Raw genomic sequence first — 23,110 nt, forward strand, 5'->3', positions numbered from 1 at the left:
CCGCGGGTCCGCCCCTCACACCTCCGACGGCAGGAACTCGGCGATCAGTTCCGCGAACTCGTCCGGCGCGGCGATCCGCACACCGAGGTCCTCCGCCTTGGTGCGCTTGGACCCGGCTTTCTCGCCGGCGACGAGCAGCGTGGTGCGCTTGGAGACGCTGGACGAGGACTTCCCGCCGGCCCGCTCGATCAGCTCGTTCATCTGGTTCCGGGAGAGCTTCTCCAGCGCCCCGGTCATGGCCCCGGTGACGACCACGGTCATTCCGTCCAGCGGCCGTTCGGCAGCCGTCTCGCCCTCCGCGACGGCGGCAGCCGCGTCCGTGCCCTCCTCGCCCGGCTCCGGCGGCGGCGTCGCCCCGGGCTCCACCATGGTGACCCGGGCGGCGACCAGCTTCTCGATCAGCGGGGCGAGCTCGACCAGCTCCGCGACCACCCCGGCGGCCTTCTCCTTGCCGATGCCGTCGACCTGCTGGAGGGTGTCGACGTCGGCGGCGCGGATCCGGTCCATGCTGGCGAAGTAGCGGGCGATCCGCCGCGACATGGAACGCCCCGTGCCCCGGACGCCCAGGGCGCAGAAGACCCGGGAGAGCGGGCGGGTACGCGCCGTCTCGATGGCGGCCAGGAGGTTGTCGGTGCTCGTCTCGCCCATCCGCTCCAGGCCGAGCAGCTGCTCGCGTTCGAGCGTGAAGAGATCGGCGAAGTCGGTGACCAACCCGGCGTCGACGAGCTGGACGACGCGGGTCGCGCCGAGGCCCTCGATGTCGAGCTGGTCGCGGCCCGCCGCATACGAGATGGAGGCGACGAGGCGGCAGTCGCGGCCCCGGACACAGCGCCAGCGCTGCTCGCTCGTGTCGATCTCGGAACCGCACTGCGGACATGTCTCGGGGAAGACGATGGGCTGCTCGTCGCCGGTCCGCAGATGGGCGACCGGAGCCTCGATGCGGGGGATGATGTCGCCGGCCTTGTAGACCATGACCCGGTCGCCCAGGCGCAGATCGCGGCGGGTGATGTCGGCGGGGTTGTGCAGCGTGGCGTAACTGACAGTCGATCCGTCGATCTCGACGGGTTCCAGCACGGCCCGCGGGGCGATGATGCCGGTCCTGCCGACGTTCCACTCGACGCCGAGGAGCCGGGTGACCTTCTCGACTGCCGGGAGCTTGTACGCGATGGCCCAGCGCGGCGCCCGGGTGCCCGAACCGGCCTCGCGCTGGTCGGCCGCGAGATCGGCCTTGATCACGATGCCGTCGATACCGAACGGCAACGAGGCGCGCAGCGCGGCGATTTCCTCGACCCGGGACTGCACCTGCTCGACCGTGGTGACGGTGCGCGGCGCGACGTCCGTCTCGGCCGCGGTGTGCACGCCGAGCCCGGCGACGTACCTGAGGACTTCGCTGTGCGGGAGTTCGGCCAGCGTGCCGGTGAGCTCGCCGGACTCGGGCAGCGGCAGGGCGCCGTACGCGAAGAACGTCATCTCGACCGTGTAGGGGCGGTCCTTGGCGCGGAGGGTGCCCGCCGCGCCGTTCCTCGGGTTGGCGAAGGGGTCGCCGCCGTGCTCGGTGCGGACCGTGTTGGCCTGTTCGAACTGCTCGTTCGTCATCAGGATCTCGCCGCGGACCTCGATCGTCACCGGCTCACCGAGCTGCTCCGGGAGTCCGACGACGGTGCCGACCGCATGCGACACGTCCTCGCCCGCCGTGCCGTCGCCCCGGGTGATCAGGCGCTCCAGGCGGCCCGACCGGTAGCGGGCGGCGACCGCGAGCCCGTCGAGCTTGGGCTCCACGCTCCACGCGGCGACCGGTCTGCCGATCCGGCGCTCCAGGGAGGCCGTCCAGGTGGCGAACTGCTCGGCGGAGAAGACGTTGTCCAGGGAGAGCATCGGCACCGTGTGCGGTACGTCCCCGCCCGCGGCGCCGCCGGCCACCTTCCCGGTCGGCGAGGCAGCCAGCACGTCCTGCGGGTGCTCCTCCTCATATACGGCGATCCCGCGCACCAGCCGGTCGTACGCGTCGTCGTCGAGCGTGCTCTCGCCCCCGGCGTAGTACGCGGCGGCGGCCGCCGACGCTTCTTCTACCGCGGCGGCGTAGGAGGCGGCATCGGCGAGCACAACAGCTGAGTTCGTCATGGACACCATCCTGCCGTCCACCACTGACAATGCTCCTCAGCCGGCTGCCGCCGCCGTCCCGTCCGCCCCGCCGGACTCATCGGTGTCGTCCGAAGTCAGCGGTACCTGTGGTCCGGAACACTCCCGCAGCCAGCGCCGCAGCACCTCGTGCACCTGCTCGGCCCCCACCAGCTCACCGTCCGCACCCGGCCCCGCCGATATGCGGGAGGCCATCGGCTCCGACATGGTGCGCGGGTGGAGCAGGAACGGCCGGGACTGCTCACCTCCCAGCCCGCCGTGGGAGCCGATCTGTTCCTCGAAGGCGTGCACACAGCCCGTGGTGGGGTCGTACATCGAGTTGACCATGACATCGGCGACATGCGGGAAGGTGTCGGTGCGCCGCACCGCGTCCGCCGCGCCCGGGCCGAACGGTTCCAGCAGGCCTTCCCCGTCCGCCAGTTCCGACACCGGTGTCTGTGCACCGCCACGCCCCAGCACCACCGATCCGTGCAGCTCGCTGCGGACCAGCAGGAAGCCGATGCCGGGGTGGTTGGCGAGGGTGCTCAGCAGCGCGGGATGGCGGCGGTCGAGCTGTTCGCGGGTCGCGCGCCCGTCGATGTCGGGGAAGGAGATCAGGCCAAGATTGCCGGAGGCGAGGACGACCGGGTCGGACGGGGCCGCGGCGGTGTCCGTCCCGCCTTCCTCGACGGGCCGGTGCAGGGCTGTCCGTACCGCGTCCCGTGCCTCCGAGCCGCTCTTCGTACGCTGCGCCCGCCGGGGCACGGGCAGCCCGCAGCCCGCCCGCACCAGGTCCTTGAGCGTCAGCCCGTACGCCCCGGCGAAGGTCTCCCCAGGGCTCTGTCCGTGGTCGGAGAGCAGCACGATCCGGTAGCGGCGCGGGGTGTGTTCGGCGACCTTGACGATCAGGGCGAGCGAACGGTCCAGGCGCGCGAGGACCTTCTCCGCGTCGCGGCTGTGCGGCCCGGAGTGGTGCGCGACTTCGTCGTACGCGACGAGGTCGGCGTAGACGGCGGTGCGTCCGGCGAACATGTCCCCGATGACCGCCGCGACCACCACGTCACGCTCGACGACGGTCGCGAAGGCCCGGATGAAGGGGTAGAGCCCGCCGCGCTTGATCCGGGGCGCGTCCTTCCGGATCCGCGCCCGGGTCGACTGGCTGATTTCCCGGCCGACCTCGGCGACGAACGACAGGGCGGTACGGACGGCGTTGGCCGGGTCGGAGAAGTAGGCGAAGTAACCGGCCCGGGAGCGGCGCCCCTTGCCACGCCGGGCAGCCATCGACAGGACGAGGGCGAGCTGGTCGGCGCCGCCGCTGAACAGGTTTCCGCGGCTGGCGCCGTCGAGGGTGAGCAGCCCGCCGTCGTGGGTGCGGACGATGGCGCGGCGCTGCAGTTCGAGGGCGCTCGCGGGTCTGCTGGAGACCACGACGTCGCCGGTCTCCTTCTCGTACCAGCGGAAGGCGGGGATGTCGAAGTTGCTGCCGTGCAGGATGCCCAGCTGGCTGGCGCCGGTCTGACTGGACCAGTCGGTGCGCCACGGAGTGAGCCGGTGGCCCGACCCATCGGCGAGCCAGTGCGCGACGGTGGGCATCAGACCGCCCTCGGCGGCCCGCGCGAGGACGTCGTGGCCGACGCCGTCGAGCTGGATGAAGACCGTGCCGGGCGGTCCGCTGCGGCCGCCGTCCGCGCCGCTGCGGCGGCGCCGTCGGTCGGCGAGGCGGGAGAGCCTGCGGCGGTAGGCGTTGTCGTCGCGGACGGCGAGCGCGGTGGAGGTCGCGGAGGCGACGGCGGACATCACGGCGGCGACGACGACCGCGGTCTCCGGGTTGGCGGCGCCGCGCCCGTCCGGGATGAGCCGCAGGGCGACGAGCAGCAGCGAGCCGTTGAGGAAGAAGACCAGCATCCCGAGGACGAGGGCGGGCACGATGAGCAGTGCCCGCACGAGGGCCGGCCAGACCAGCGCGGAGAGCAGACCGAACGCGCCGGCGCCCCAGGCAGCGGTGAACGCGATCTTGGTGACGCTGTCGCCGTTGTCCGACTGGAGCTGGAAGTCGGGCAGAATCCCGGCGAGCACCAGCATGGTGAGGGTCGAGACGGCCCACACCACGATCACCCGCATCAGGGCGCTGCCGGCCGTACGCCATCGCCCGTCACCCACGCCGTTCCCACCTCACCCGTCCGGGCCCTGCCGTTCCGGACCCGGCCCCAGCCTTTCACAGCAGGTTCGCACGGCACGGAGCCCGGGGAGTGCGACGGTCAGCAGCCGTCGTATCCGGCGGTCGGCATGGAGAGCCTGCGGTGCACACTCGCCTTCGTGCGGGAGCTGTACGACGGCTCGTCGAGACCGGCGAACTCCAGGCGTACGCCTCGCCGCTCGCACTCCGCGACGAACTCCGGCACCGAGGTGAGTGCCCGCGCGAGCACCCGGTCGTTGGGCGCCACGAAGAGTTGGACGTCACCGTCGTCGACATCCGCCCACAGGGCGCGGTGGTCGGGGCGCAGCCCGTAGAACCGCAACTGCCGCGTGACGACATAGCCCTTGTCGGCGGCCCAGCGGGCGCACATGGCGTGCTGGCTGCGCGTGTCGACGAGGAACGGGTCGCTGTCGAGCTCCTCCAACGGCGTGAGACTGGCGATGGCCGCCACCCGTACGTCCTCCATGGGCGTTCCCCCCGTGCTCGGCGTACGGGCGACCCTACCTCTCCGACTCCCGCACAAAAAGGCGTATGTCAGGACGGAAGAACTACATACAGGCACACACATGCGCCCCGGCGCCGGGGCGGGACCCGGGGCGGGGGCGCATGGAGGAGCAGGTGTCAGAGCGAGGTCATGACGTGCTTGATGCGCGTGTAGTCCTCGAAGCCGTACGCGGAGAGGTCCTTGCCGTAGCCCGACTGCTTGTAGCCGCCGTGCGGCATCTCGGCGACGAGCGCCATGTGCGTGTTGATCCAGACGCAGCCGAAGTCGAGGTTCTTGGACATCCGCATCGCCCGTGCGTGGTCCTTGGTCCAGACGGAGGAGGCGAGGGCGTAGTCGACGCCGTTCGCGTACTCCACGGCCTGGGCCTCGTCCGTGAACGACTGGACGGTCATGACGGGTCCGAAGACCTCGTTCTGGACGATCTCGTCGTCCTGCCGCAGACCGGAGACGACGGTCGGGGCGTAGAAGTAGCCCTTCTCACCGACCCGGTGGCCGCCCGCCTCGACCCTGGCGTGGTCGGGGAGGCGGTCGATGAAGCCGCTGACCTGGGCGAGCTGACCCGCGTTGTTGAGCGGGCCGTAGAGCACGTCCTCGTCGTCCGGCTGCCCGGTCCTGGTGTCGGCCGCGGCCTTGGCGAGGGCGGCGACGAACGCGTCGTGGACGGACTCCTGGACCAGGACGCGGGTCGCGGCGGTGCAGTCCTGGCCGGCGTTGAAGAAGCCGCCGACGATCAGGTCCTCGACCGCCTTCTCCAGGTCGGCGTCCTCGAAGACGACGGCCGGGGCCTTGCCACCGAGCTCCAGGTGGACGCGCTTGACGTCCTTGGCGGCGCTCTGCGCGACCTGGATGCCGGCCCGGACCGAACCGGTGATGGAGGCCATCGCCGGGGTGGGGTGCTCGACCATCATCCGGCCGGTCTCACGGTCGCCGCAGATCACGTTGAAGATGCCGCGGGGCAGCTCCAGCTCCTCCAGAACGCCGCCGATGATCTCGGCGATGAGCACGGTGGAGGCCGGGGTGGTGTCCGAGGGCTTGAGGACCACGGCGTTGCCCGCGGCGAGCGCGGGCGCGAACTTCCAGACCGCCATGAGGAGCGGGTAGTTCCAGGGTGCTACCTGGGCGCAGACGCCGACCGGCTCGCGGCGGATGATCGAGGTCATCCCCTCCATGTACTCGCCGGCCGAGCGGCCTTCGAGCATCCGCGCCGCACCCGCGAAGAAGCGGACCTGGTCGATGGCGGGGGCCAGTTCCTCGCTGCGGGTGAGGTGGAGCGGCTTGCCGGTGTCCCGGCTCTCCGCGGCGACGAGTTCGTCGGCGCGCGCCTCCATCGCGTCGGCGATCTTCAGCAGGGCCAGCTGGCGCACGGACGGGGTGGTGTCGCGCCAGACGGGGAACGCGGCAGCGGCGGCCGCCATCGCCGCGTCGACGTCCGCGGCGCCGGAGAGCGGGGAGGTGGCGTAGACCTCGCCGGTGCTGGGGTCCACGACATCGAGCGTGCGGCCGTCCGAGGCATCCGCGAAGGCGCCGTCGATGTAGTTGCGGAACGTGATGCTCATGGAACCGGTCTTTCTCATGGTCGGGCGGCGGTACGGGTGGTGCTCGTGGTCACCCGGTGGTGCGGGCGAACGTTCGGCGCGACGGTGCCGTCAGCCGGTGGTGCGGGCGGACAGGTGCTCGTGGACGGCGGGCCAGCTGCCGTCCTCGGCGCGGGCGAAGATGATCGTCTCCCGCTCGTGGACGGTCTCCTCGCCGGCCCGCGTGGCGATCCTGGTCTCGACGTCGTGGCTGAAGACGGCGGTGGAGCCGAGGTGCTGGATCAGCTGTCCGGTGGAGGTGCAGGCCAGGATCCGGAAGTCGTCCTCGGCCACCCACTGCTGCCACAGCGCTCGGTACTCGGCCGTGGAGGCGAGCCGCTGCGGGGTGGAGTGGAAGACGAAGGTGGCGTCCGGCGCGAAGGCACCGAAGTAGTCGTCGAGGCGTCCCTCGGCGAAGGCGGCGACGAGCGCGTCGGCGGCGGCCCGGATCTCCTGGACGGGGGTGTTCTCGGTCGTGCTCATGGGTGGCTCCTGGTGACGGGCGGGGCGAGCGCTCAGTGAGCGGCGGCGGGTTCGGCGACGGGGGACTCCTCCGTACCGCCGGTGATCGGCGGGACCTCGGTGTCCGACGCCCGTACGATTCGGGGTCCGTCCGGCCCGTACACCCCGCGCGGCTCCGGGAACACGGTGAGCAGGGTGAGGTAGAGCACGGCCGCCAGGGCGAGGCCGACCGGCAGGGAGATGTCCGCGCCGTTCGCGAGGTTGCCGAGCGGGCCGACGAACTGGCCGGGCAGGTTGGTGAAGAGGAGCGCCACGACGGCCGAGATGACCCAGGTGGACATGCCGCGCCAGTTCCAGCCGTGGTTGAACCAGTAGCGTCCACCGGTCTGGCGGCGGTTGAAGACCTGGAGGGCGTCCGCGTCGTACCAGCCGCGCCGGGTGAAGTAGCCGAGGGCCATGACGATCATCCACGGGGCCGTGCACGTGATGATCAGGGTGGCGAAGGTGGAGATGGACTGCGCGAGGTTGAGCGCAAACCGGCCGACGAAGATGAAGGCGATCGACAGGGCCCCGATGAAGAACGTCGACTGGACCCGGCTGAAGCGCGTGAACACGCTGGAGACGTCGAGCCCGGTGCCGTACAGCGCGGTCGTGCCGGTGGAGAGGCCACCGATCAGGGCGATCAGGCAGAGCGGCAGGAAGTACCAGCCGGGCGAGATGGCGAGCAGTCCGCCGACGTAGTTGGGGGCGGCCGGGTCGACGTACTTCGCGGCCTTGGCGGCGATGATCGAGGCTGTGGCCAGGCCGAAGAGGAACGGCAGCAGGGTGGCGACCTGGGCGAGGAACGCGGCGCCCATCACCCGGCGGCGCGGCGTAGCGGTCGGGATGTAGCGCGACCAGTCGCCGAGGAAGGCGCCGAACGAGACCGGGTTGGACAGGACGATCAGCGCGGAGCCGATGAAGGCCGGCCAGAAGAGCGGGTCGGCGGTCGAGGCGAAGGCTCCCGCGTACCCCGGGTCGAAGTCTCCGGCGAAGGCGAAGGCGCCGAGGACGAAGAGCGCCGAGGCCGCGAGAACCGCGATCTTGTTGACCAGCAGCATGAACCGGAAGCCGTAGACACAGACGACGAGCACCAGTCCGGCGAAGATCGCGTAGGCGACGCCGTAGCTCACGTCGGACTCGGGGAGACCGGCGAGCCGGTGGGCTCCGCCGACGAGTGCGTCACCCGAGGACCACACGGAGATCGAGAAGAACGCGACCGCGGTGAGCAGCGAGAGGAAGGAGCCGACGATCCTGCCGTGGACGCCCAGGTGAGCGGAGGAGGAGACGGCGTTGTTGGTGCCGTTGGTCGGGCCGAACAGCGCCATCGGGGCGAGCAGCAGGGCGCCGACGAGCAGCCCCAGCACGGTCGCCGCCAGCCCCTGCCAGAAGGACAGCCCGAACAGGATCGGGAACGCGCCGAGCACACAGGTGGCGAAGGTGTTGGCACCGCCGAAGGCGAGCCGGAAGAGGTCGAGGGGACGGGCGGTGCGGTCCGCTTCGGGTATCCGCTCGACCCCGTTGGTCTCGACTTCGGTGATCGAGGAAGTCACGGGCGCTCCACCTACTGTTCATGCGCGGGGACTGGCCCCTCAGTTTGTGGTCCCGAACCGTGCGCGGCAATTGTGAAAGTCACAAAGGGATAGGCTGTTGTCTGTGGCCAGCGACAAACTCACCGTTGAGGATCTTCTCTCGTACCCCGCGCTCCAGCTCACGGTGAAGGCGGGCAGCAGCGGTCTGGGCCGCTCGGTCTCCTGGGCGCACGCGAGCGAACTGGCCGATCCGACACCCTGGTTGCTCGGCGCCGAGGTCATCATGACGACGGGCCTGGCGGTCCCCAGGACCGCCGCCGGGCAGCGCGCGTATCTGGAGCGGCTGGACGACGCCGGGGTCTCCGCGCTGGCCCTCTCGGCGCAGCTGCACATGCCCCCGCTGCACGACGCGTTCTTCCGGGCGGCCGAGGAGCGGGGCTTCCCGGTCCTCGAGGTCCCGCTCGCCGTCCCCTTCATCGCGGTGGCCCAGGAGGTCGCCGCATCGGTCCAGGAGGATGCCCGGCACCGGCTCGGCGCCCAGCTGCAGGTCTTCGGTTCGCTGCGCTGGCTGGTCGCCGAGGACCTCGACACGCCAACGCTGCTGCGCCGTCTCGAACGCCTCTCGGGGTACGACGTGTACCTCTGCACGCCGCAGGGGCGCCCCCTCCTGCCGGGCGTACCGGTGCCTGATCCGGGCGTCCTGCCCGACTCGGTCGACGCCCCGCCGACCGTCCCCGGCGGATTCGTGCTGCCCGTGCCGGCGCCGGGCGGTCCGGCCGGGTTCCTTGTCGCGTACGAGCGGGAGGGCGCCCAGCCCGCCGGACTCGCCGTCGTCCAGCACATCGCCACGGTGGCGGCGCTGCGGGTCGCGATGGTGCGCAACGAGCGCGAGACGCTGCGCCGCGAGGGCGCGGAGACCCTTGCCGAGCTGCTGCAGGAGGTCCTCGACCCGGAAGCGGCACGGCGCAGGCTCGCCCGGCATGCGATCGAGGGCGACACCGTGCTGCTCGTGGTCCGGCAGACGACGGACGAGGCGCTGCTGCGCTGCCTCCAGGACCATCCGCACCTGCTGCTCACCCGGGGCGAGGACCGCTATGTCCTCGGGGTGCCGCAGCTGGCCGTGGAGATCGGCGGGCTGCCGGGCGTGGCGGCCGGGATGAGCCGCCCGTTCCTGCCGGGCGCTGCGCTGCGGGTCGCGCAGCGCGAGGCGCTCTGGGCGGTCTCGAAGGCCGTCGAGTCGGGCCGCCCGGTGATCCGTTACGGGGACGATTCCATGGGCCGCTGGCTGCCCGACGACCCGGCGGTCCTGACCGCGCTGGTCGAGCATGTCCTCGGTGAGGTGCTGCGCTACGACAAGGCGCACGATTCGCAGCTGCTGGTCTCCGCCCGCACCTGGATGGAGCGCGACCGCCGCACGGATGCGGCCGCGGCCGCGCTCCACATCCATCCGAACACTCTGACGTACCGGCTGCGGCGATTCGGTGCGCTGGCCGACCGCGATCTGGCGTCGACGGGGGCGCTGGCGGAGGTCTGGCTGGCGATCCAGGCGGCGGGGGCGCTGGGGCTGACGGACTAAGAGGAGCTCCCCTTCGGGTCAGCGGCCGGACGCATCCGCCCGCACCCGCTCCGGCACTACGCTCGAGGGACCGGAACAGAGAGCCACGGCGGACGGGAGACAGACGGTGCCGGTGGAAGTCACCTGGTGGGGTCATGCCACCTGCACCATCGAGGACTCCGGAGTCCGCGTCCTGACCGACCCCCTCCTCGTACGCCGCTTCGCGCATCTGCGTCGTCGCCGGGGTGCGCTTCCGGGCCCCGAGGCCACCGTCGCGGACGTCGTCCTCGTCTCCCATCTGCACTCCGACCACCTGCATCTGCCGTCGCTGGCCCGTCTCGCCCCCGGCACCCGGCTGATCGTGCCGGTGGGCGCCGTCCGTTCCGTACCGGGACTGCGGATGCTGCGCCGCGTGCGCGGGCTGCGGATCACCGAGGTGGCGGCGGGGGACGAGGTACGCGTGGGTGAGGTTCTGGTACGGGCCGTCCCCGCGCAGCACGACGGCCGGCGGCTCCCGGTGGGCCCGCACCGTTCCCCCGCGCTGGGCTATGTCGTCGAGGGCGAGGCCCGTACGTACTTCGCCGGGGACACCGGGCTGTTCGACGACATGGCGGAGGCGGTCGGCCCGGTGGATGTCGCGCTGCTGCCGGTCGGCGGCTGGGGCCCGTATCTCGGCCACAGTCATCTGGACGCGGGCCGGGCCGCGCAGGCGCTGACCCGGCTGGCGCCGCGCTCGGCCGTGCCGGTGCACTACGGCACGTACTGGCCGATCGGGATGGACGGGGTCCGGCCGCACGAGTTCCACTCACCGGGTGACGAGTTCGTCCGGCAGGCGGCGCTGCTGGCGCCGGACGTGGCGGTGCACCGGCTGACCCACGGCGAGCATGTGCGGCCGGAGGCCGCCAGGTGATCCTGCAGGTCGTGGGGCAGCTGCCCCCTGAGTCGACGCAGCAGGCCGTCGGCTATCCGTCCCTGTTCCTGCTGGTGGCGCTGGGTGCACTGGTGCCGGTGGTGCCGACGGGGGCGCTGGTGAGTTCGGCGGCCGTGGTGGCGTTCCACCAGACGGACCCGTTCGCGCTGCTCGTGGTATTCGGGGTGGCGGCGTCGGCGGCGTTCCTCGGGGACATCTGTCTGTACTGGCTGGGGCAGCGCGGGGTGCGGTCGAAGAACGGCTCGAAGTGGCTGCGGGCGATCAGCGACCGGGCGGCACCGGAGCGGCTTGTGCAGGCGCAGCAGAAGCTGGACGAGCACGGCGCGGTGGTGCTGGTGCTGTCGCGGCTGGTGCCGGCCGGGCGGATTCCGGTGATGCTGGCCTGTCTGCTCGGGCGCATGCCGATGCGGAGGTTCGCGCGCGGTGACATACCGGCCTGTCTGGCGTGGGCGGCGACGTATCAGCTGATCGGCATTCTGGGCGGTTCGCTGTTCCCGGAGCCGTGGCAGGGTGTCGTCGCGGCGGTCGGTCTGACGCTGCTGATCAGCGGTGCTCCCGCGGTGTGGCGCAGGATACGGGCCCGGTTCAGCCACTGATGCCCCGGGGCGCCCGGGGAGTGTGCGGGGTGTGGAGTGCCTGCGGGGCATGGGTCCCGTCCAGCAGCCGGGAGCCACCGATCGGCAGGTCCCACAGGCGTTCGCGCGGATGTCCGGCGTGCTGCCAGGCGGTACGGAGCCGGGTGAGCGGTTCGAGAACGGGCTCCGCGGAGAGCAGGAACGTCGCCCAGTGCATCGGCGCCATCGCGCGGGCGCCGAGATCCTCGTACGCCTGCACGGCCTCTTCCGGGTCGATGTGCACGTCGCCGAGCCACCAGCGCGGTTCGTACGCCCCGATCGGCAGCAGGGCCAGATCGATCCCGGGGTGGCGGCGGCCGATCTCCGTGAACCAGTGCCCGTAGCCGCTGTCCCCTGCGAAGTAGACCCGCGGTCCGTCGCCGCCACCGATGGCCTTGACGACCCAGCCGCCCCACAGGGAGCGGCAGGTGTCGGTGAGGGTGCGCTTGGACCAGTGGTGGGAGGGCACGAAGTCGAAACGGACGCCGCGCAGCACCGCCGACTCCCACCAGTCGAGCTCGGTGACGCAGGAGAAGCCGCGGCGACGGCACCACGGGCCGAGCCCGGCGGGTACGAACAGCGGCGTGTCGCGCGGCAGCCTGCGCAGGGTGGGGGCGTCGAGATGGTCGTAGTGGTTGTGGCTGATGACGACCGCGTCGACGGGCGGCAGGTCCTCCCAGCGGACACCGACGGGCGTGATCCTGGCGGGTGTGCCGAGGATGCGGCGGGACCAGACGGGGTCGGTGAGGATGGTCAGCCCGCCGGTGCGGATGATCCAGCTGGCATGCCCGGCCCAGGTGACGGAGGTGGTGCCCGCGTCGGTGGCGGGCAGCGGTTCGGGGGCGTACGGCAGTCGGTGGATGCCGCGCAGCCCCTCCGCGTTGGGCCGCATGGCGCGCTCACGGGCCAGTCTGGGCATGCCCCTGACACCCGGGAGCGGGGCGGTGAGCCGCTCGGCGAAGTCGGCGGGCCAGACCCGCACCTCACCGAGGGGGCGCGGCGGGACGATCTCGCCGAGGGGGGGCGAATGCGTGGCCCCGGCACCGGAGCGCTCGGTCTGTTCCGTCATCGAAGGACTCCCGTCCCGGAAAGCGTCGTCGGTACGTCAGTGCTCACGTATGCCGGCGCGTCGTCGGCACGTCGGTGCGTACGTCATCGGAGTTCGGTTCCTCATCGGAGTTCGTCGAGGGCTGTTCCGAAAATGCTCAGCGCTCGGGCGACATGCGGCAATTTCAGGGGCTCCACCGCAGTGAGGGACTCCATCTGCTGTTCGGGGGTTGATCCGAGCAGCGGTCCGGTGCCCAGCCGCACCCGCAGCGCGCCCAGTTCGTCCCCGAAGCGGTGGCCGCCGGGAGTGGGCGCGCCGAGGCGTTCGGTGAGGTACTCCTCCAGTTCCAGGGAGTCCGTGACGCCGCGGGTGGCCAGCCGGGCCCGGAGCGGCCCCAGGTCGGCGTAGAGATGGCGGCCCGCCTGCGGGGGCCGGGCCAGCGCGCCCGAGGCGAGCACCGCCCGGTGGGCCGCGGCGGCGACCTGCGCCTGCAGGGCGGCAGCCCGGCGGACCCGGGCCGTGACGGCCTCCGGTTCGGTCAGCGCGTGGGCGGCCGCTGCGGCGACCGGGCCCGCGACAAGGGCGCCCAGAGCGGTGAGGATGTCGAGGGTCCTGGCGTGCCGCACCGCCGCCCGTTCGGTGTCCGGGAATCTGGCGACCGCGACCGGCCAGGCGGACGGGGTCAGCGCCCCGGCCAGATCGCAGACGACCGTGACGTCGTCGGGGCACATCTCGGCGGGGCTGAGCAGGACCGTGTCGTGGGGGCGGTGGAGGGTGTCGCGCCAGGTCTCGTCGCTCACGATGTGCATCCCCTCGGCGACCGCTGCCTCGCACGCCTCACGGACGAGCTCCGGTGGGGCGACGGTGGCGGTCGGGTCGTCGACCACGGAGATCAGCAGCAGCCGGGGCCGGCCGCCTTCGGCACGCACCCTTCGTACGGTCTCCAGCAGTGCGTACGGGTCGGGCACGCCGCCGCACTCGGCCGGGGTCGGCACATGGTAGGCGGGCCTGCCGAGCAGCCGGGCCTGCGGGATCCAGGTGGCGGGACAGGGGCGCGGCGTGAGGACATCACCTCCGTGCGCGGCGATCAGGGCGAGCAGCAGCGGCGAGGCGCCGGGGGCGGCGGCGATGTACTCAGGTCCGCCGCGCAGCCCGCGCCGGGTCCAGTAGGCGGCGGCCGCCTCGCGCAGGGGTTCGCCGCCACCGGTCGGTTCGGGCGCGCTGCGCCCGGCTGCCGCGGCGAGCACACCGGCCAGCTCGGGCAGCACGGGCAGCCCCGGATCGGGGGCGGGCGGCCCGTAGCGTACGGGCCCCCGATCCTCCCGAGGGGTCCACGCGGCACGCCCGGCATCCCCGCCCGGCCCAGCCCGCTCCGTCCGCTCCCGCGCCATCCCGGGTCTCCTTCGCTGCCGCTCCGTCACCTGTCCGGCTCCGGCTCGCCCTGCCTTGTACCGTCTCGCTCCCAGGGCCCTTTATACGGAGGTTTGAGCGACACCGCCCGCCCGGCAGAGGCGCCCGTGCGTCTCCCCGGGGGCGCGGCCGGACTGTCCGAGCAGGAGTTCGGCCCCGGCGGGGAACCGAACCCGGACCCTGCGGCCCCATTGACACTCGCCCCGCAGCGTCATTACGGTCACGCCAGGATTTCGAACGCATGACGAAATATCGAACAAGTCGAGGGGCAACTCCCGTGCGCATCACCGGAATCAGCACACATGTCGTCGGCACGCCCTGGCGCAATCTCACCTACGTCCAGGTCCATACCGACGAGGGTCTCACCGGCGTCGGCGAGACCAGGATGCTCGGCCGTACCGATGCTCTCGTCGGCTATCTGCGCGAGGCGGAGGCCAACCACATCGCCGGCTCCGACCCCTTCGCCGTGGAGGACCTCGTACGCCGGATGAAGTACGGCGACTACGGGCGGGCCGGGGAGATCGTGATGTCCGGCATCGCGGTCGTCGAGATGGCCTGCTGGGACATCAAGGGAAAGGCGCTCGGCGTCCCGGTCTGGCAACTGCTCGGCGGAAAGGTCACCGACCGGGTCAAGGCGTACGCGAACGGCTGGTACACCACCGAGCGGACCCCGGAGGCGTACCACAAGGCGGCTCGGGCAGTCGTCGAGCGCGGCTACCGCGCCCTGAAGATCGACCCGTTCGGGACCGGTCATTTCGAACTGGGGCAGCAGGAGACCCGGTACGCGGTGTCGCTGATCGAGGCCGTACGCGACGCCATCGGCCCCGACGCCGAACTGATGCTGGAGATGCACGGGCGGTTCAGCCCGTCCACCGCCGTGCGGATCGCACACGAGATGGCGCCGTTCCGGCCGGCCTGGCTGGAGGAGCCGGTGCCGCCCGAGAACCTCAAGGCGCTCGGCAAGGTGGCCGACAAGGTCGACCTGCCGATCGCGACCGGTGAACGCATCCACGACCGGATCGAGTTCCGCGAGCTGTTCGAGTCGCAGGCGGCCGACATCATCCAGCCGGACCTCGGCCACATCGGCGGCATCCTGGAGACGCGCAAGCTCGCCGCGACCGCCGAGACCCACTACACACTCATCGCACCGCACAATGTGGGTGGCTCGGTACTGACCGCGGCCAGCCTCCAACTGGCGGGCTGCACACCCAACTTCAAAATCCTTGAACACTTCAATGACTTCGCGGACGCCGACATCAAGAAGGTCGTCAAGGGCGCACCGCAGGTCGACCCCGAAACCGGCTGCTTCGAGCTCTCCCATGCTCCGGGTCTCGGAGTTGAGCTCGATGTGGACGCCGCAGCCGAATTCCCCCAGCAGCAGGCCCGGTTCGACCTGTGGGCGGACGGCTGGGAGAAGAGGCAGCCCAAGTGAGCTCCACCCACTCGCGGGCGATCACGGTCGAACGGCCCGGCGAGCACACCCTGACCACCGGCCCCCTTCCGGAGCCCGGCCCCGGCGAGGTCCGGGTACAGGTCGCCGCGGCCGGGATCTGCATGAGCGACCGCGAGGTGTACGACGGCCATCGCGACCCGGGCTATGTCCGCTACCCGGTGGTGCCCGGCCATGAGTGGTCGGGCGTGGTCGACGCCCTGGGTGCGGGCGTCGATCCGGCGCTGCTCGGACGGCGGACGGTCGCCGAGGGCTTCCGGTCCTGCGGCAGTTGCGAGCGGTGCCGGAGCGGCGAAACCTCGCTCTGCACATCGGGGTACGACGAGACGGGCTTCACCCGGCCCGGGGCATTCGCCGACCATGTCGTGGTCCCCGCACGGCTGTTGCACCCCCTGTCCGACGATGCGGATCTGCGCGCCGCCGCCCTGCTGGAACCGGCCGCGGTGGTGGCGGCGGCGGTGCGAGCCGGGGCCCCTGAGCCGGGCGAGCGGGTCGCCGTGGTGGGCGCCGGGACGCTCGGGCTGCTTGCCGTGCAGCTGCTGTCCGCACTGTCCCCAGGCGAGCTGACAGTGATCGACCCCCGGAGCGAACGGGCAGGCCAGGCACTGTCGTTCGGGGCAGGTGAGGCCCGCACCCCCGAGGAGGCCACGGAGGTGAACGGCCGCTACGACCTGGTCGTGGAGACGGCCGGCGCGCCGCCCACCGCCGCCGACGCCTGTCTGCTGGCGCGGCGCGGCGGCCGGGTGGTGCTCACCGGCATGTTCGCGCCGGGAGCCGTCGGTATCGATCCGGTTCATCTGTCGCTGAGCCAGCTCACCGTGCGCAGCGTGTTCGGCGCGTCGTCGGCGGCCTGGTCGTATGCGGTACGGGCGTTCACCGCCGGACTGCTGGATCCGGCGGCGCTGATCACGCACGAGTTCCCCCTGGACCGGTTCGCGGAAGCCGTGGCTCTGGTCGGGGGCGGCGATCCCGGGACGGGCAAGGTGCTTCTTCGCCCGTAATCCCCCGTCACCGACCGGCAGTTGGCGCGCACCCCGGAACTCGAACCACGTCCGACATATCGAACATGAAGGGTCACTCATGACCTCATCCGACTCGTCCGTCCGTCGCCCCGGCGAACCCGCGCTCACCGCGCTCGGGATGGATGCGCCCGCCGCCGACCCGGCCGACACCTCTTCGTACGCCTTCCCCGACGGGGGCACCTGGCGGACCGAGATCCCGTCCGTCGAGGGTCCCGAGGCGCTCGCCGTCGTCCTGAAGGAGTCCTCGCGGCTCGATGTGCCGGTCCACCGGATCAGCCAGGGCAGCGGCATCTGGATGCTGAGCGACGCCGAGATCACCGAGATGGTGGAGGGCTGCGCGGAACGCGACATCGAACTCTGTCTCTTCACCGGGCCACGCGGCAGCTGGGACACCGGCGCCTCCACGCGTACCGACTCGGGCGGAGCGGGGCTGCGCGCCCGCGGACATGACGCACTGTCCGGATGTGTCGAAGACGCCCTGCGGGCATCGGAGTTGGGCGTCAAGTGTCTGCTCGTCGCGGACGAAGGGGTGCTCTGGACGCTGCACAGGCTACGAGTACGGGGCGTGCTGCCCGCCGATACGACCCTCAAGGTGTCGGCGCTCATCGGCCCGGCGAACCCCGCCTCGTACGCGGTCCATGAACAGCTCGGCGCCGACTCGATCAATATCCCGTCCGATCTGACACTTGCTCATCTCACCGAGATCCGGCGGGTGTCGGGCGCTCCGATGGACCTGTACATCGAGGCGCCGGACGACCTGGGCGGCTATGTGCGGATGTACGAGGCGGCGGAGTTGATCCGTCGCGGCGCGCCGATCTATCTCAAGTTCGGCCTGTCCAGGGCGCCCGGTATCTATCCGTACGGTGCACAGCTGCGCGACGCCGCCCTGAACACGGCCCGCGAGCGGGTGCGCCGGGGGCGGCTGGCCCTCGATCTGCTGGCCCGGCACGGCGCCGGCGGGAACATGTCCCCGCTCGGCTCCCGGCTGCCGGGAGCACTGCGCCGTTTCGCGGGTTAGTGCCGCGACCGGCCGTGTTTGCCCCACGAGGTCGGCAAAGCTCGCCAGGAGGGGCACCAGTAGCCCGGGACGGGGCGATTCCTTCGGAGATCGCCCCCTCCGCTTCAGCCCGCGAAGGCAGTCCCGGGGATTCCCTGTCCCACATCCGGCAGCACCAGCAGCGAACCGGACAGCGGATGCGGGGAGTCGATCCCCGTCCTGGCCGTGGAGATGTACAGGTCGCGCAGGTCAGCACCGCCGAACGCGCAGGCGGTCGGGCGCCGTACCGGCAGTTCGACGGTCCGGTCCAGTGCGCCGTCCGCCGTGTAGCGGCGCAGCGCTGCGCCGTCCCAGAGGGCGACCCAGACGCCTCCCTCGGCATCGACCGTCAGCCCGTCCGGGAAGCCCGCTCCCCCCTCGACGGTGGCGAACGTCCGCCGGTTCACGGCGTGTTCACCGTCGAAGTCGAAGACGTCGATCCGGCCCGTCGGGGTGTCGATGTAGTACATGAGCCGCCCGTCGGGGCTCCATCCGGTGCCGTTGCTGCACGTCACCACAGGCAGCACCGGAGTGACCGTGCCGTCGGGCGAGACGCGGGTGAGGCTGCCGCCGGTCTCCGCTTCGTTGTAGCGCATGGTGCCCGCCCACAGCGCGCCGTCGGGCGCGACAGCGGCGTCGTTGCCTCGCCGTCCGGGCTCGGGGTCGTGGACCAGCCAGCGGAACGAACCGTCGGGGTCGTACAGGCCGATGCCGTCGCGCAGATTGACCACAAGACCGCCGCCGGCCCGCGGCTTCGCCGCTCCGACGTGCTGTTCGGTGGCCATGACCGTACGGCGGCCGCTCACCGGGTCGTAGGTGTGGACGCGGGCCGAGAGGATGTCGACCCAGATCAGTCGCCCGGTGGCCGGATCCCAGGTGGGGCCCTCACCGAGCTCGGCGTGCTCGCGCACCGCCACCTCGGGGCGCGGGCCGCGCATCACTTCCCTCTCGCGTGGTGCCCGAGCCGACCGGAGAGGGCATCGGCGCCGTCGGCCGCGAGGACCGCCAACTCCTCCTCGCGCTGCTCGGTCCAGCGGATCATCGGCACGGAGATGGACAGCGCGGCGACGACCCGACCCGACCGGTCCCGCACCGGAGCTGCCACACAGCTCACATCAGGGTTGGACTCACGGTGTTCCACCGCGATGCCCCGCTCCCGGACAGCTGCGAGGACGGTCCGCAGCTCGGCAGGATCCGTGATGCTGTTGGGAGTCATTCCGGTCAGTTCGCGGCCGTCGAGCCGGGCGTCGAGCTCCCGGTCGGGCAGCGCGGCGAGCAACATCTTGCCGACGGAGGTGCAGTGGGCGGGCAGCCTGCGTCCGGCCGCGGAAACCATCCGGACCGCATGGGTGGAGTCCACCTTGGCGATATAGATGACGTCGGCGTCCTCCAGGATCGCCACATGGACCGTCTCGCCGCACGTCTCGGCGACCTCCCGGGCCACCTGCTGCCCCTCGGCGGCGAGGTCGAGCTGCTCGGCGTACCGGCTGCCGAGCTGGTAGGTACGGACGCCGAGGCGGTAACGGCCGGGCTGCTCCGGGACCGCCACCAGGTAGGAGCGGGCGGCGAGGGTGGTGAGCAGTTCGTGGACGGTGGTGCGCGGCAGCTGGAGCCTGCGGGTGACCTCGGGCGCGGAGAGTGTTCCGTCCCCGTGGAGGAAGAGTTCGAGTACGTCCAGGGCCCGCGTCACCGCAGGGACGAGTCGCCCCATGGTCGTGCACCCACCTCTCATGTTCGACACTCCGACCAGTGATCGGAATCGCGAACACAGGCTAATCGCAGCACACTTGCCACGGCAATGCCGCCGACCCGGTCCGATACCCTGCCGGTACGCCGATATGACCCGTTTACCGCCTTTTTGTCACACCCGTCGTCCGAGGAGCGCGAGCAACTGGGTCTGCGGGTCGGCGTCCTCCTCGGTCCCGACGGCCGGGGCGAACAGACCGGTATGCGAAAGCCCCTTCGCATACGGTGCGACCTCGCGCCGCGTGAACGCGACCAGATCCTCCGGCAGCCCCTCGTCCGCCCCGATCGCCCGGGCCAGGTCCCAGGAGTGCACCACCGCGTCGCTCACCATCTGCGCACAGTACGCGTCGGCGGCGGTGTCCCCGTACGACAGGTTCACGGTCCGACCGAACGCCCCCGGTGCCGCGAAGGCCTCGCGCGCCCCTGCCGCCGCACGGTCCCAGACGGCAACGGGGTCGTCGCCCAGCACATCACCGTCGTAGGCGTCACCGACCTCGGCGACCGTAAGCCCTTCCGTGACCAGCGGCGGAACCCACAGCTGCTCGGACGTGAGATGGGCGACCAGGTCGCGGACGGACCACTCGGTGCACGGCGTCGGCGCGGACCACTGGTCGTCGCGCACGGCGTGCACCCGGTCGGTGAAGAGCTGGAGCGCCTCGGCGTGGCGGTCGAGCAGGTCGCGGTCGGAAGAGGAGCGAGATGCCATGGGACCACTGTCTCCGTCCGGAGAGCCGCGCGCGAGCGCGCCTGCTGCTTCGACCCTGCCGAAAGGGGTATCCGCACTCCCATGTCGTCACCGAGCAGCGCATCCTCCGCCCCCTCCCCCACTGGACTCCGCACCTGGCTGCACCGGCGCGATCTCGCCGTCTTCCGGAGCGTCGCCGGCCGGCACTGGCCGGGCGCCGGCCCCGTGCTGCCACGACTCAGCCGCAGCGCCGATCACGGGCTGCTGTGGTTCGGCGCCGCGGCGGGCATGGCGGCCTTCGGCAGCAGCGCCCGGGCCCGGCGCGCCGCGCTCCGCGGGGTGGCCTCGCTGGCCGTGGCCTCGGCCGCGATCAACACCGTGGGGAAAGGCGTGGTGCGCCGGGAACGGCCGGTACTGGACGCCGTTCCGGTGATACGTCGGCTCACCCGCCAGCCGTTCACCACCTCCTTCCCGTCCGGGCATGCCGCGTCGGCGGCGGCTTTCGCGACGGGCGTCGCCCTCGAATCGAAGGGCTGGGGCGCGGCGGTCGCCCCGCTCGCACTGGCCGTCGCCGCCTCCCGCGTCTATACGGGGGTCCACTATCCGAGTGATGTGCTGGCCGGTGCCGCGCTCGGCATAGGAGCCGCGTTCGCGCTGCGCGGTGTCGTGCCGACGCGTGGGCAGCTGCCCGCGCCGGGCAGACCGCCCGCCCACGCGCCGGCCCTGCCGGGCGGCCGGGGCCTGGTGGTCGTCGCCAATCAGGAGTCCGGCTCGGCGACGGCCACGGCCTCGCTGGTGCGGGACGCGCTGCCGCTCGCCGAGGTGGTGGAGTGCGCGCCCGGCGAGCTCTCCGACGAGCTGGAGAAGGCAGCCGGACAGGGCCGTGCGCTCGGGATCTGCGGGGGCGACGGCACGGTCAACAGCGCCGCTTCGGTCGCCGCCGCACACGGTGTGCCGCTCGCGGTGTTCCCCGGCGGGACCCTCAACCACTTCGCCTACGACCTGGGCATCGAGACGGTGGACGACGTGTGCGCCGCACTGGTCGCGGGCGATGCGGTACGGGTGGACCTGGGCCGCTTCCGTCCGGGCCCGGACGGGCCGGGCGGCGCACCCGGCTATTTCCTCAACGCTTTCAGTCTGGGCGCCTATCCGGAGCTGGTACGGACCCGCGAGCGCTGGGCGTCGCGCATCGGCGGCTGGCCTGCAGGCGTCGTGGCGGCGCTCCACGTGCTGCGCGGCGAACGCCCGCTGGAGGCCGAACTTCAGGGCAAGCGGCGCCCGTTGTGGCTGCTGTTCGTGGGAAACGGCCTGTTCCGGCGGGTGGGCCCGGCGCCGGGCCGGCGCCACAACCTCGCGGACGGACTGCTGGACGTCCGGGTGGTGCACGGCGGCCGCACGCCCGGCCTCCGTCTCCTCGCGGCTGCGGTCGCGGGCCCCTTGACCCGCTCCCCCATTCATGCGGCGGTACGACTTCGAAAGGTCCGGATCGCCGGCCTGACCCCGGGAACGCCTTATGCATACGACGGCGAAGTGGCGCACAGCCAAATGGAGTTGGTGATCGACAAACTGCCTGAGGCGCTGACCGTCTACTGCCCGATGCCTACGTGAGCCCGCGACATGGGTCCATATATCAAGATGCTTGTCTCACCATCCGACATCTCAGCGTACGGTTGGCGCATCGCTCAGCGGTTCGCATCACGCTCCGAGAGAGGACGCACAGCCATGCCGAAGGAGACCGCCGTCTACACCCACGGCCACCACGAATCGGTGCTGCGCTCGCACCGCTGGCGCACTGCCGCCAACTCCGCGGCCTATCTGATCGGCGAACTCCGGCCCGGCATGGCGGTGCTGGATGTCGGCTGCGGTCCCGGCACCATCACCGCGGACCTGGCGGCACTGGTCGCCCCCGGCAGGGTGACCGCCGTCGACACCGCCCCCGGGATCCTGGACCAGGCCGCCGAGGTCGCCGCCGAACGCGGCCTGGACAACGTCGAGTTCACCACCGCCGATGTGCACGCCCTGGACTTCCCCGACGACTCCTTCGATGTCGTGCACGCCCACCAGGTGCTGCAGCACGTGGGCGACCCGGTGCAGGCACTGCGCGAGATGCGGCGGGTCTGCCGTCCCGGCGGCATCGTCGCGGCCCGCGACAGCGACTACGCGGCGATGACCTGGTATCCCGAATCGCCCGTCATGGACGCGTGGCAGGAGCTGTACGGGCGGGTGGCCCGCGCCAACGGCGGCGAGCCGGACGCGGGCCGGCGACTGCTCTCCTGGGCCCGGCAGGCCGGCTTCACCGACATCACCCCGTCCGCCGCCACGTGGTGTTACGCCACACCGGAGAACCGCGCCTGGTGGAGCGACCTGTGGGCGGACCGCACGGTCGGCTCGGTGTACGCGAAGCTGGCCGTGGACGGCGGCCACGCCACCACCGAGCAGCTGACCGACATCGCGGCGGCCTGGCGCGCCTGGGGCGAGCAGGACGACGCATGGTTCATGGTCCCGCACGGCGAGGTGCTCTGCCGCGCCTGACACCGCCGAGGACCGGCGGGTGGAATCGATCACTTGGGTCCGACCCGCCAACTACCCTGTTTCGCATGGAAATTCTGGGAACCACGCTGCGTATCTGCGTCGATGACCTGGAGGCCGCGGTGGCCTTCTACGAGGACCTCACGGCCAGTTCGGCGCTGCGCTTCGAGCGCGGCGGGGTCTCGGTCGCCGCGATCAGCTGCTTTCTGCTGATGAGCGGCCCCGAGTCAGAGCTTGAGATCCTGCGCAAGGTGACGGCGACGATCGCGGTGAAGAATGTCGACGAAGCCCACGAGTCCCTCGTCCGGGTCGGCGCCCGGATCGTCGCGGGCCCGGTGCCGACGCCGGTCGGCCGGAATCTGATCGCCGTCCACCCGGACGGCTCGGTCTTCGAGTACGTCGACCGGAACCTGCCCGTCTGACCCGGCAGGTTCCGGTCACGGCACCCCCTACTGCGACTCCGTGCCCACGTGCGTCAGCACCTCGTCCGCCAGTTCGCGCGTGGGCCGCTCGCCGTCCAGGAGCACCGTCCCGGACCGCAGCGTGTCGACCGCGGCCACGCACTGCGTGATCTGCGCCTCGGGCCACCGCCGGTGCAGCTCGGCCACCAGTGTGGTCTTGCCGCTGCCGAACGCCCCGTTCGCCCAGACGATCACG

General features: G+C 71.7%; 21 protein-coding genes. 9 read left to right on the forward strand and 12 right to left on the reverse strand.

Annotated features, from left to right (window positions below; genetic code table 11):
- Positions 1–15 precede the first annotated feature (15 nt).
- The 6 genes from ligA to OG972_RS07685 all read right to left on the reverse strand — a co-directional run bounded on the left by ligA (position 16) and on the right by OG972_RS07685 (position 8,448).
- Complete coding sequence (gene ligA / locus OG972_RS07660; protein ID WP_266990330.1) at positions 16–2,130, reverse strand: NAD-dependent DNA ligase LigA; 2,115 nt, start codon at positions 2,128–2,130, stop codon at positions 16–18.
- Between the two features lie 27 nt (positions 2,131–2,157).
- Positions 2,158–4,278: an alkaline phosphatase family protein gene (locus OG972_RS07665; RefSeq protein ID WP_266979475.1), complete on the reverse strand. Its 2,121-nt coding sequence runs from the start codon at positions 4,276–4,278 to the stop codon at positions 2,158–2,160.
- Between the two features lie 98 nt (positions 4,279–4,376).
- Positions 4,377–4,781: a hypothetical protein gene (locus tag OG972_RS07670; RefSeq protein ID WP_266979476.1), complete on the reverse strand. Its 405-nt coding sequence runs from the start codon at positions 4,779–4,781 to the stop codon at positions 4,377–4,379.
- Positions 4,782–4,936: 155 nt separating this feature from the next.
- On the reverse strand, positions 4,937–6,376 hold the full coding sequence (locus OG972_RS07675; RefSeq protein WP_266979477.1) for a gamma-aminobutyraldehyde dehydrogenase: 1,440 nt from the start codon (positions 6,374–6,376) through the stop codon (positions 4,937–4,939).
- 90 nt (positions 6,377–6,466) lie between these two features.
- Positions 6,467–6,877 (reverse strand): nuclear transport factor 2 family protein, encoded by a 411-nt coding sequence (locus OG972_RS07680; RefSeq protein WP_266979479.1) that lies wholly within the window; start codon positions 6,875–6,877, stop codon positions 6,467–6,469.
- 32 nt (positions 6,878–6,909) lie between these two features.
- On the reverse strand, positions 6,910–8,448 hold the full coding sequence (locus OG972_RS07685; RefSeq protein WP_266979481.1) for a cytosine permease: 1,539 nt from the start codon (positions 8,446–8,448) through the stop codon (positions 6,910–6,912).
- A gap of 103 nt (positions 8,449–8,551) precedes the next feature.
- On the opposite strand from OG972_RS07685, the gene OG972_RS07690 reads away from it, so the two are divergent.
- The 3 genes from OG972_RS07690 to OG972_RS07700 all read left to right on the forward strand — a co-directional run bounded on the left by OG972_RS07690 (position 8,552) and on the right by OG972_RS07700 (position 11,509).
- Positions 8,552–10,003: a PucR family transcriptional regulator gene (locus tag OG972_RS07690; protein WP_266979482.1), complete on the forward strand. Its 1,452-nt coding sequence runs from the start codon at positions 8,552–8,554 to the stop codon at positions 10,001–10,003.
- 106 nt (positions 10,004–10,109) lie between these two features.
- Positions 10,110–10,892, forward strand: a complete 783-nt coding sequence (locus OG972_RS07695; RefSeq protein ID WP_266979484.1) for an MBL fold metallo-hydrolase — start codon at positions 10,110–10,112, stop codon at positions 10,890–10,892.
- Positions 10,889–11,509 (forward strand): DedA family protein, encoded by a 621-nt coding sequence (locus OG972_RS07700; protein ID WP_266979485.1) that lies wholly within the window; start codon positions 10,889–10,891, stop codon positions 11,507–11,509. Before OG972_RS07695 ends, OG972_RS07700 begins: the two co-directional genes overlap by 4 nt.
- Here the strand turns inward: OG972_RS07700 and OG972_RS07705 are convergent.
- Both OG972_RS07705 and OG972_RS07710 read right to left on the reverse strand, forming a co-directional pair.
- Positions 11,499–12,596 carry an MBL fold metallo-hydrolase gene (locus OG972_RS07705; protein WP_266979487.1) on the reverse strand — a complete coding sequence of 366 codons (1,098 nt, stop codon included), beginning with the start codon at positions 12,594–12,596 and terminating at the stop codon, positions 11,499–11,501. The two genes, OG972_RS07700 and OG972_RS07705, sit on opposite strands and share 11 nt — an antisense overlap.
- Positions 12,597–12,697: 101 nt before the next feature.
- Positions 12,698–13,966 carry an aminotransferase class I/II-fold pyridoxal phosphate-dependent enzyme gene (locus tag OG972_RS07710; RefSeq protein WP_266979489.1) on the reverse strand — a complete coding sequence of 423 codons (1,269 nt, stop codon included), beginning with the start codon at positions 13,964–13,966 and terminating at the stop codon, positions 12,698–12,700.
- Between the two features lie 296 nt (positions 13,967–14,262).
- Between OG972_RS07710 and OG972_RS07715 the strand changes: the two genes are divergently transcribed.
- From OG972_RS07715 to OG972_RS07725, 3 genes are all read left to right on the forward strand, one after another.
- On the forward strand, positions 14,263–15,417 hold the full coding sequence (locus OG972_RS07715) for a mandelate racemase/muconate lactonizing enzyme family protein (protein ID WP_266979491.1): 1,155 nt from the start codon (positions 14,263–14,265) through the stop codon (positions 15,415–15,417).
- Complete coding sequence (locus OG972_RS07720) at positions 15,414–16,436, forward strand: zinc-binding dehydrogenase (protein ID WP_266979493.1); 1,023 nt, start codon at positions 15,414–15,416, stop codon at positions 16,434–16,436. The genes OG972_RS07715 and OG972_RS07720 overlap by 4 nt, the downstream gene beginning before the upstream one ends.
- Before the next feature lie 79 nt (positions 16,437–16,515).
- The gene (locus OG972_RS07725) at positions 16,516–17,475 is read left to right on the forward strand and encodes a hypothetical protein (RefSeq protein WP_266979495.1); all 960 of its coding nucleotides are present in this window, start codon (positions 16,516–16,518) and stop codon (positions 17,473–17,475) included.
- A 104-nt stretch (positions 17,476–17,579) separates the two neighbouring features.
- Here the strand turns inward: OG972_RS07725 and OG972_RS07730 are convergent, their stop codons facing one another.
- The 3 genes from OG972_RS07730 to OG972_RS07740 all read right to left on the reverse strand — a co-directional run bounded on the left by OG972_RS07730 (position 17,580) and on the right by OG972_RS07740 (position 19,945).
- Complete coding sequence (locus tag OG972_RS07730; RefSeq protein WP_266979497.1) at positions 17,580–18,431, reverse strand: SMP-30/gluconolactonase/LRE family protein; 852 nt, start codon at positions 18,429–18,431, stop codon at positions 17,580–17,582.
- The gene (locus tag OG972_RS07735; RefSeq protein WP_266979499.1) at positions 18,431–19,204 is read right to left on the reverse strand and encodes an IclR family transcriptional regulator; all 774 of its coding nucleotides are present in this window, start codon (positions 19,202–19,204) and stop codon (positions 18,431–18,433) included. The genes OG972_RS07730 and OG972_RS07735 overlap by 1 nt, the downstream gene beginning before the upstream one ends.
- A gap of 150 nt (positions 19,205–19,354) precedes the next feature.
- Complete coding sequence (locus tag OG972_RS07740; RefSeq protein ID WP_266979501.1) at positions 19,355–19,945, reverse strand: TIGR03086 family metal-binding protein; 591 nt, start codon at positions 19,943–19,945, stop codon at positions 19,355–19,357.
- An 81-nt stretch (positions 19,946–20,026) separates the two neighbouring features.
- Between OG972_RS07740 and OG972_RS07745 the strand changes: the two genes are divergently transcribed.
- The 3 genes from OG972_RS07745 to OG972_RS07755 all read left to right on the forward strand — a co-directional run bounded on the left by OG972_RS07745 (position 20,027) and on the right by OG972_RS07755 (position 22,875).
- On the forward strand, positions 20,027–21,532 hold the full coding sequence (locus tag OG972_RS07745) for a bifunctional phosphatase PAP2/diacylglycerol kinase family protein (RefSeq protein WP_266979502.1): 1,506 nt from the start codon (positions 20,027–20,029) through the stop codon (positions 21,530–21,532).
- A 114-nt stretch (positions 21,533–21,646) separates the two neighbouring features.
- Positions 21,647–22,456, forward strand: coding sequence for a methyltransferase domain-containing protein (locus OG972_RS07750; RefSeq protein WP_266979503.1), 810 nt, complete (start codon positions 21,647–21,649; stop codon positions 22,454–22,456).
- Between the two features lie 65 nt (positions 22,457–22,521).
- Positions 22,522–22,875, forward strand: a complete 354-nt coding sequence (locus OG972_RS07755) for a VOC family protein (RefSeq protein WP_266979504.1) — start codon at positions 22,522–22,524, stop codon at positions 22,873–22,875.
- Positions 22,876–22,902: 27 nt separating this feature from the next.
- Here OG972_RS07755 and OG972_RS07760 read toward each other — a convergent pair whose 3' ends face one another.
- Positions 22,903–23,109, reverse strand: coding sequence for a hypothetical protein (locus OG972_RS07760; protein ID WP_266979505.1), 207 nt, complete (start codon positions 23,107–23,109; stop codon positions 22,903–22,905).
- Position 23,110: the final 1 nt, after the last annotated feature.

The sequence above is a fragment of the Streptomyces sp. NBC_01669 genome (assembly GCF_026339735.1).
Classification (GTDB): Bacteria; Actinomycetota; Actinomycetes; order Streptomycetales; family Streptomycetaceae; genus Streptomyces; species Streptomyces yanii.

Excerpts from the sequence above, each read along its gene's own strand:
- OG972_RS07750 (WP_266979503.1), top strand. The coding sequence starts at position 21,647 with ATGCCGAAGGAGACCGCCGTCTACACCCACGGCCACCACGAATCGGTG.
- ligA (WP_266990330.1), bottom strand. The coding sequence starts at position 2,130 with ATGGTGTCCATGACGAACTCAGCTGTTGTGCTCGCCGATGCCGCCTCC.
- OG972_RS07730 (WP_266979497.1), bottom strand. The coding sequence starts at position 18,431 with ATGCGCGGCCCGCGCCCCGAGGTGGCGGTGCGCGAGCACGCCGAGCTC.
- OG972_RS07740 (WP_266979501.1), bottom strand. The coding sequence starts at position 19,945 with ATGGCATCTCGCTCCTCTTCCGACCGCGACCTGCTCGACCGCCACGCC.
- OG972_RS07710 (WP_266979489.1), bottom strand. The coding sequence starts at position 13,966 with ATGGCGCGGGAGCGGACGGAGCGGGCTGGGCCGGGCGGGGATGCCGGG.
- OG972_RS07705 (WP_266979487.1), bottom strand. The coding sequence starts at position 12,596 with ATGACGGAACAGACCGAGCGCTCCGGTGCCGGGGCCACGCATTCGCCC.
- OG972_RS07670 (WP_266979476.1), bottom strand. The coding sequence starts at position 4,781 with ATGGAGGACGTACGGGTGGCGGCCATCGCCAGTCTCACGCCGTTGGAG.
- OG972_RS07755 (WP_266979504.1), top strand. The coding sequence starts at position 22,522 with ATGGAAATTCTGGGAACCACGCTGCGTATCTGCGTCGATGACCTGGAG.
- OG972_RS07735 (WP_266979499.1), bottom strand. The coding sequence starts at position 19,204 with ATGGGGCGACTCGTCCCTGCGGTGACGCGGGCCCTGGACGTACTCGAA.
- OG972_RS07745 (WP_266979502.1), top strand. The coding sequence starts at position 20,027 with ATGTCGTCACCGAGCAGCGCATCCTCCGCCCCCTCCCCCACTGGACTC.
- OG972_RS07725 (WP_266979495.1), top strand. The coding sequence starts at position 16,516 with ATGACCTCATCCGACTCGTCCGTCCGTCGCCCCGGCGAACCCGCGCTC.
- OG972_RS07675 (WP_266979477.1), bottom strand. The coding sequence starts at position 6,376 with ATGAGCATCACGTTCCGCAACTACATCGACGGCGCCTTCGCGGATGCC.
- OG972_RS07680 (WP_266979479.1), bottom strand. The coding sequence starts at position 6,877 with ATGAGCACGACCGAGAACACCCCCGTCCAGGAGATCCGGGCCGCCGCC.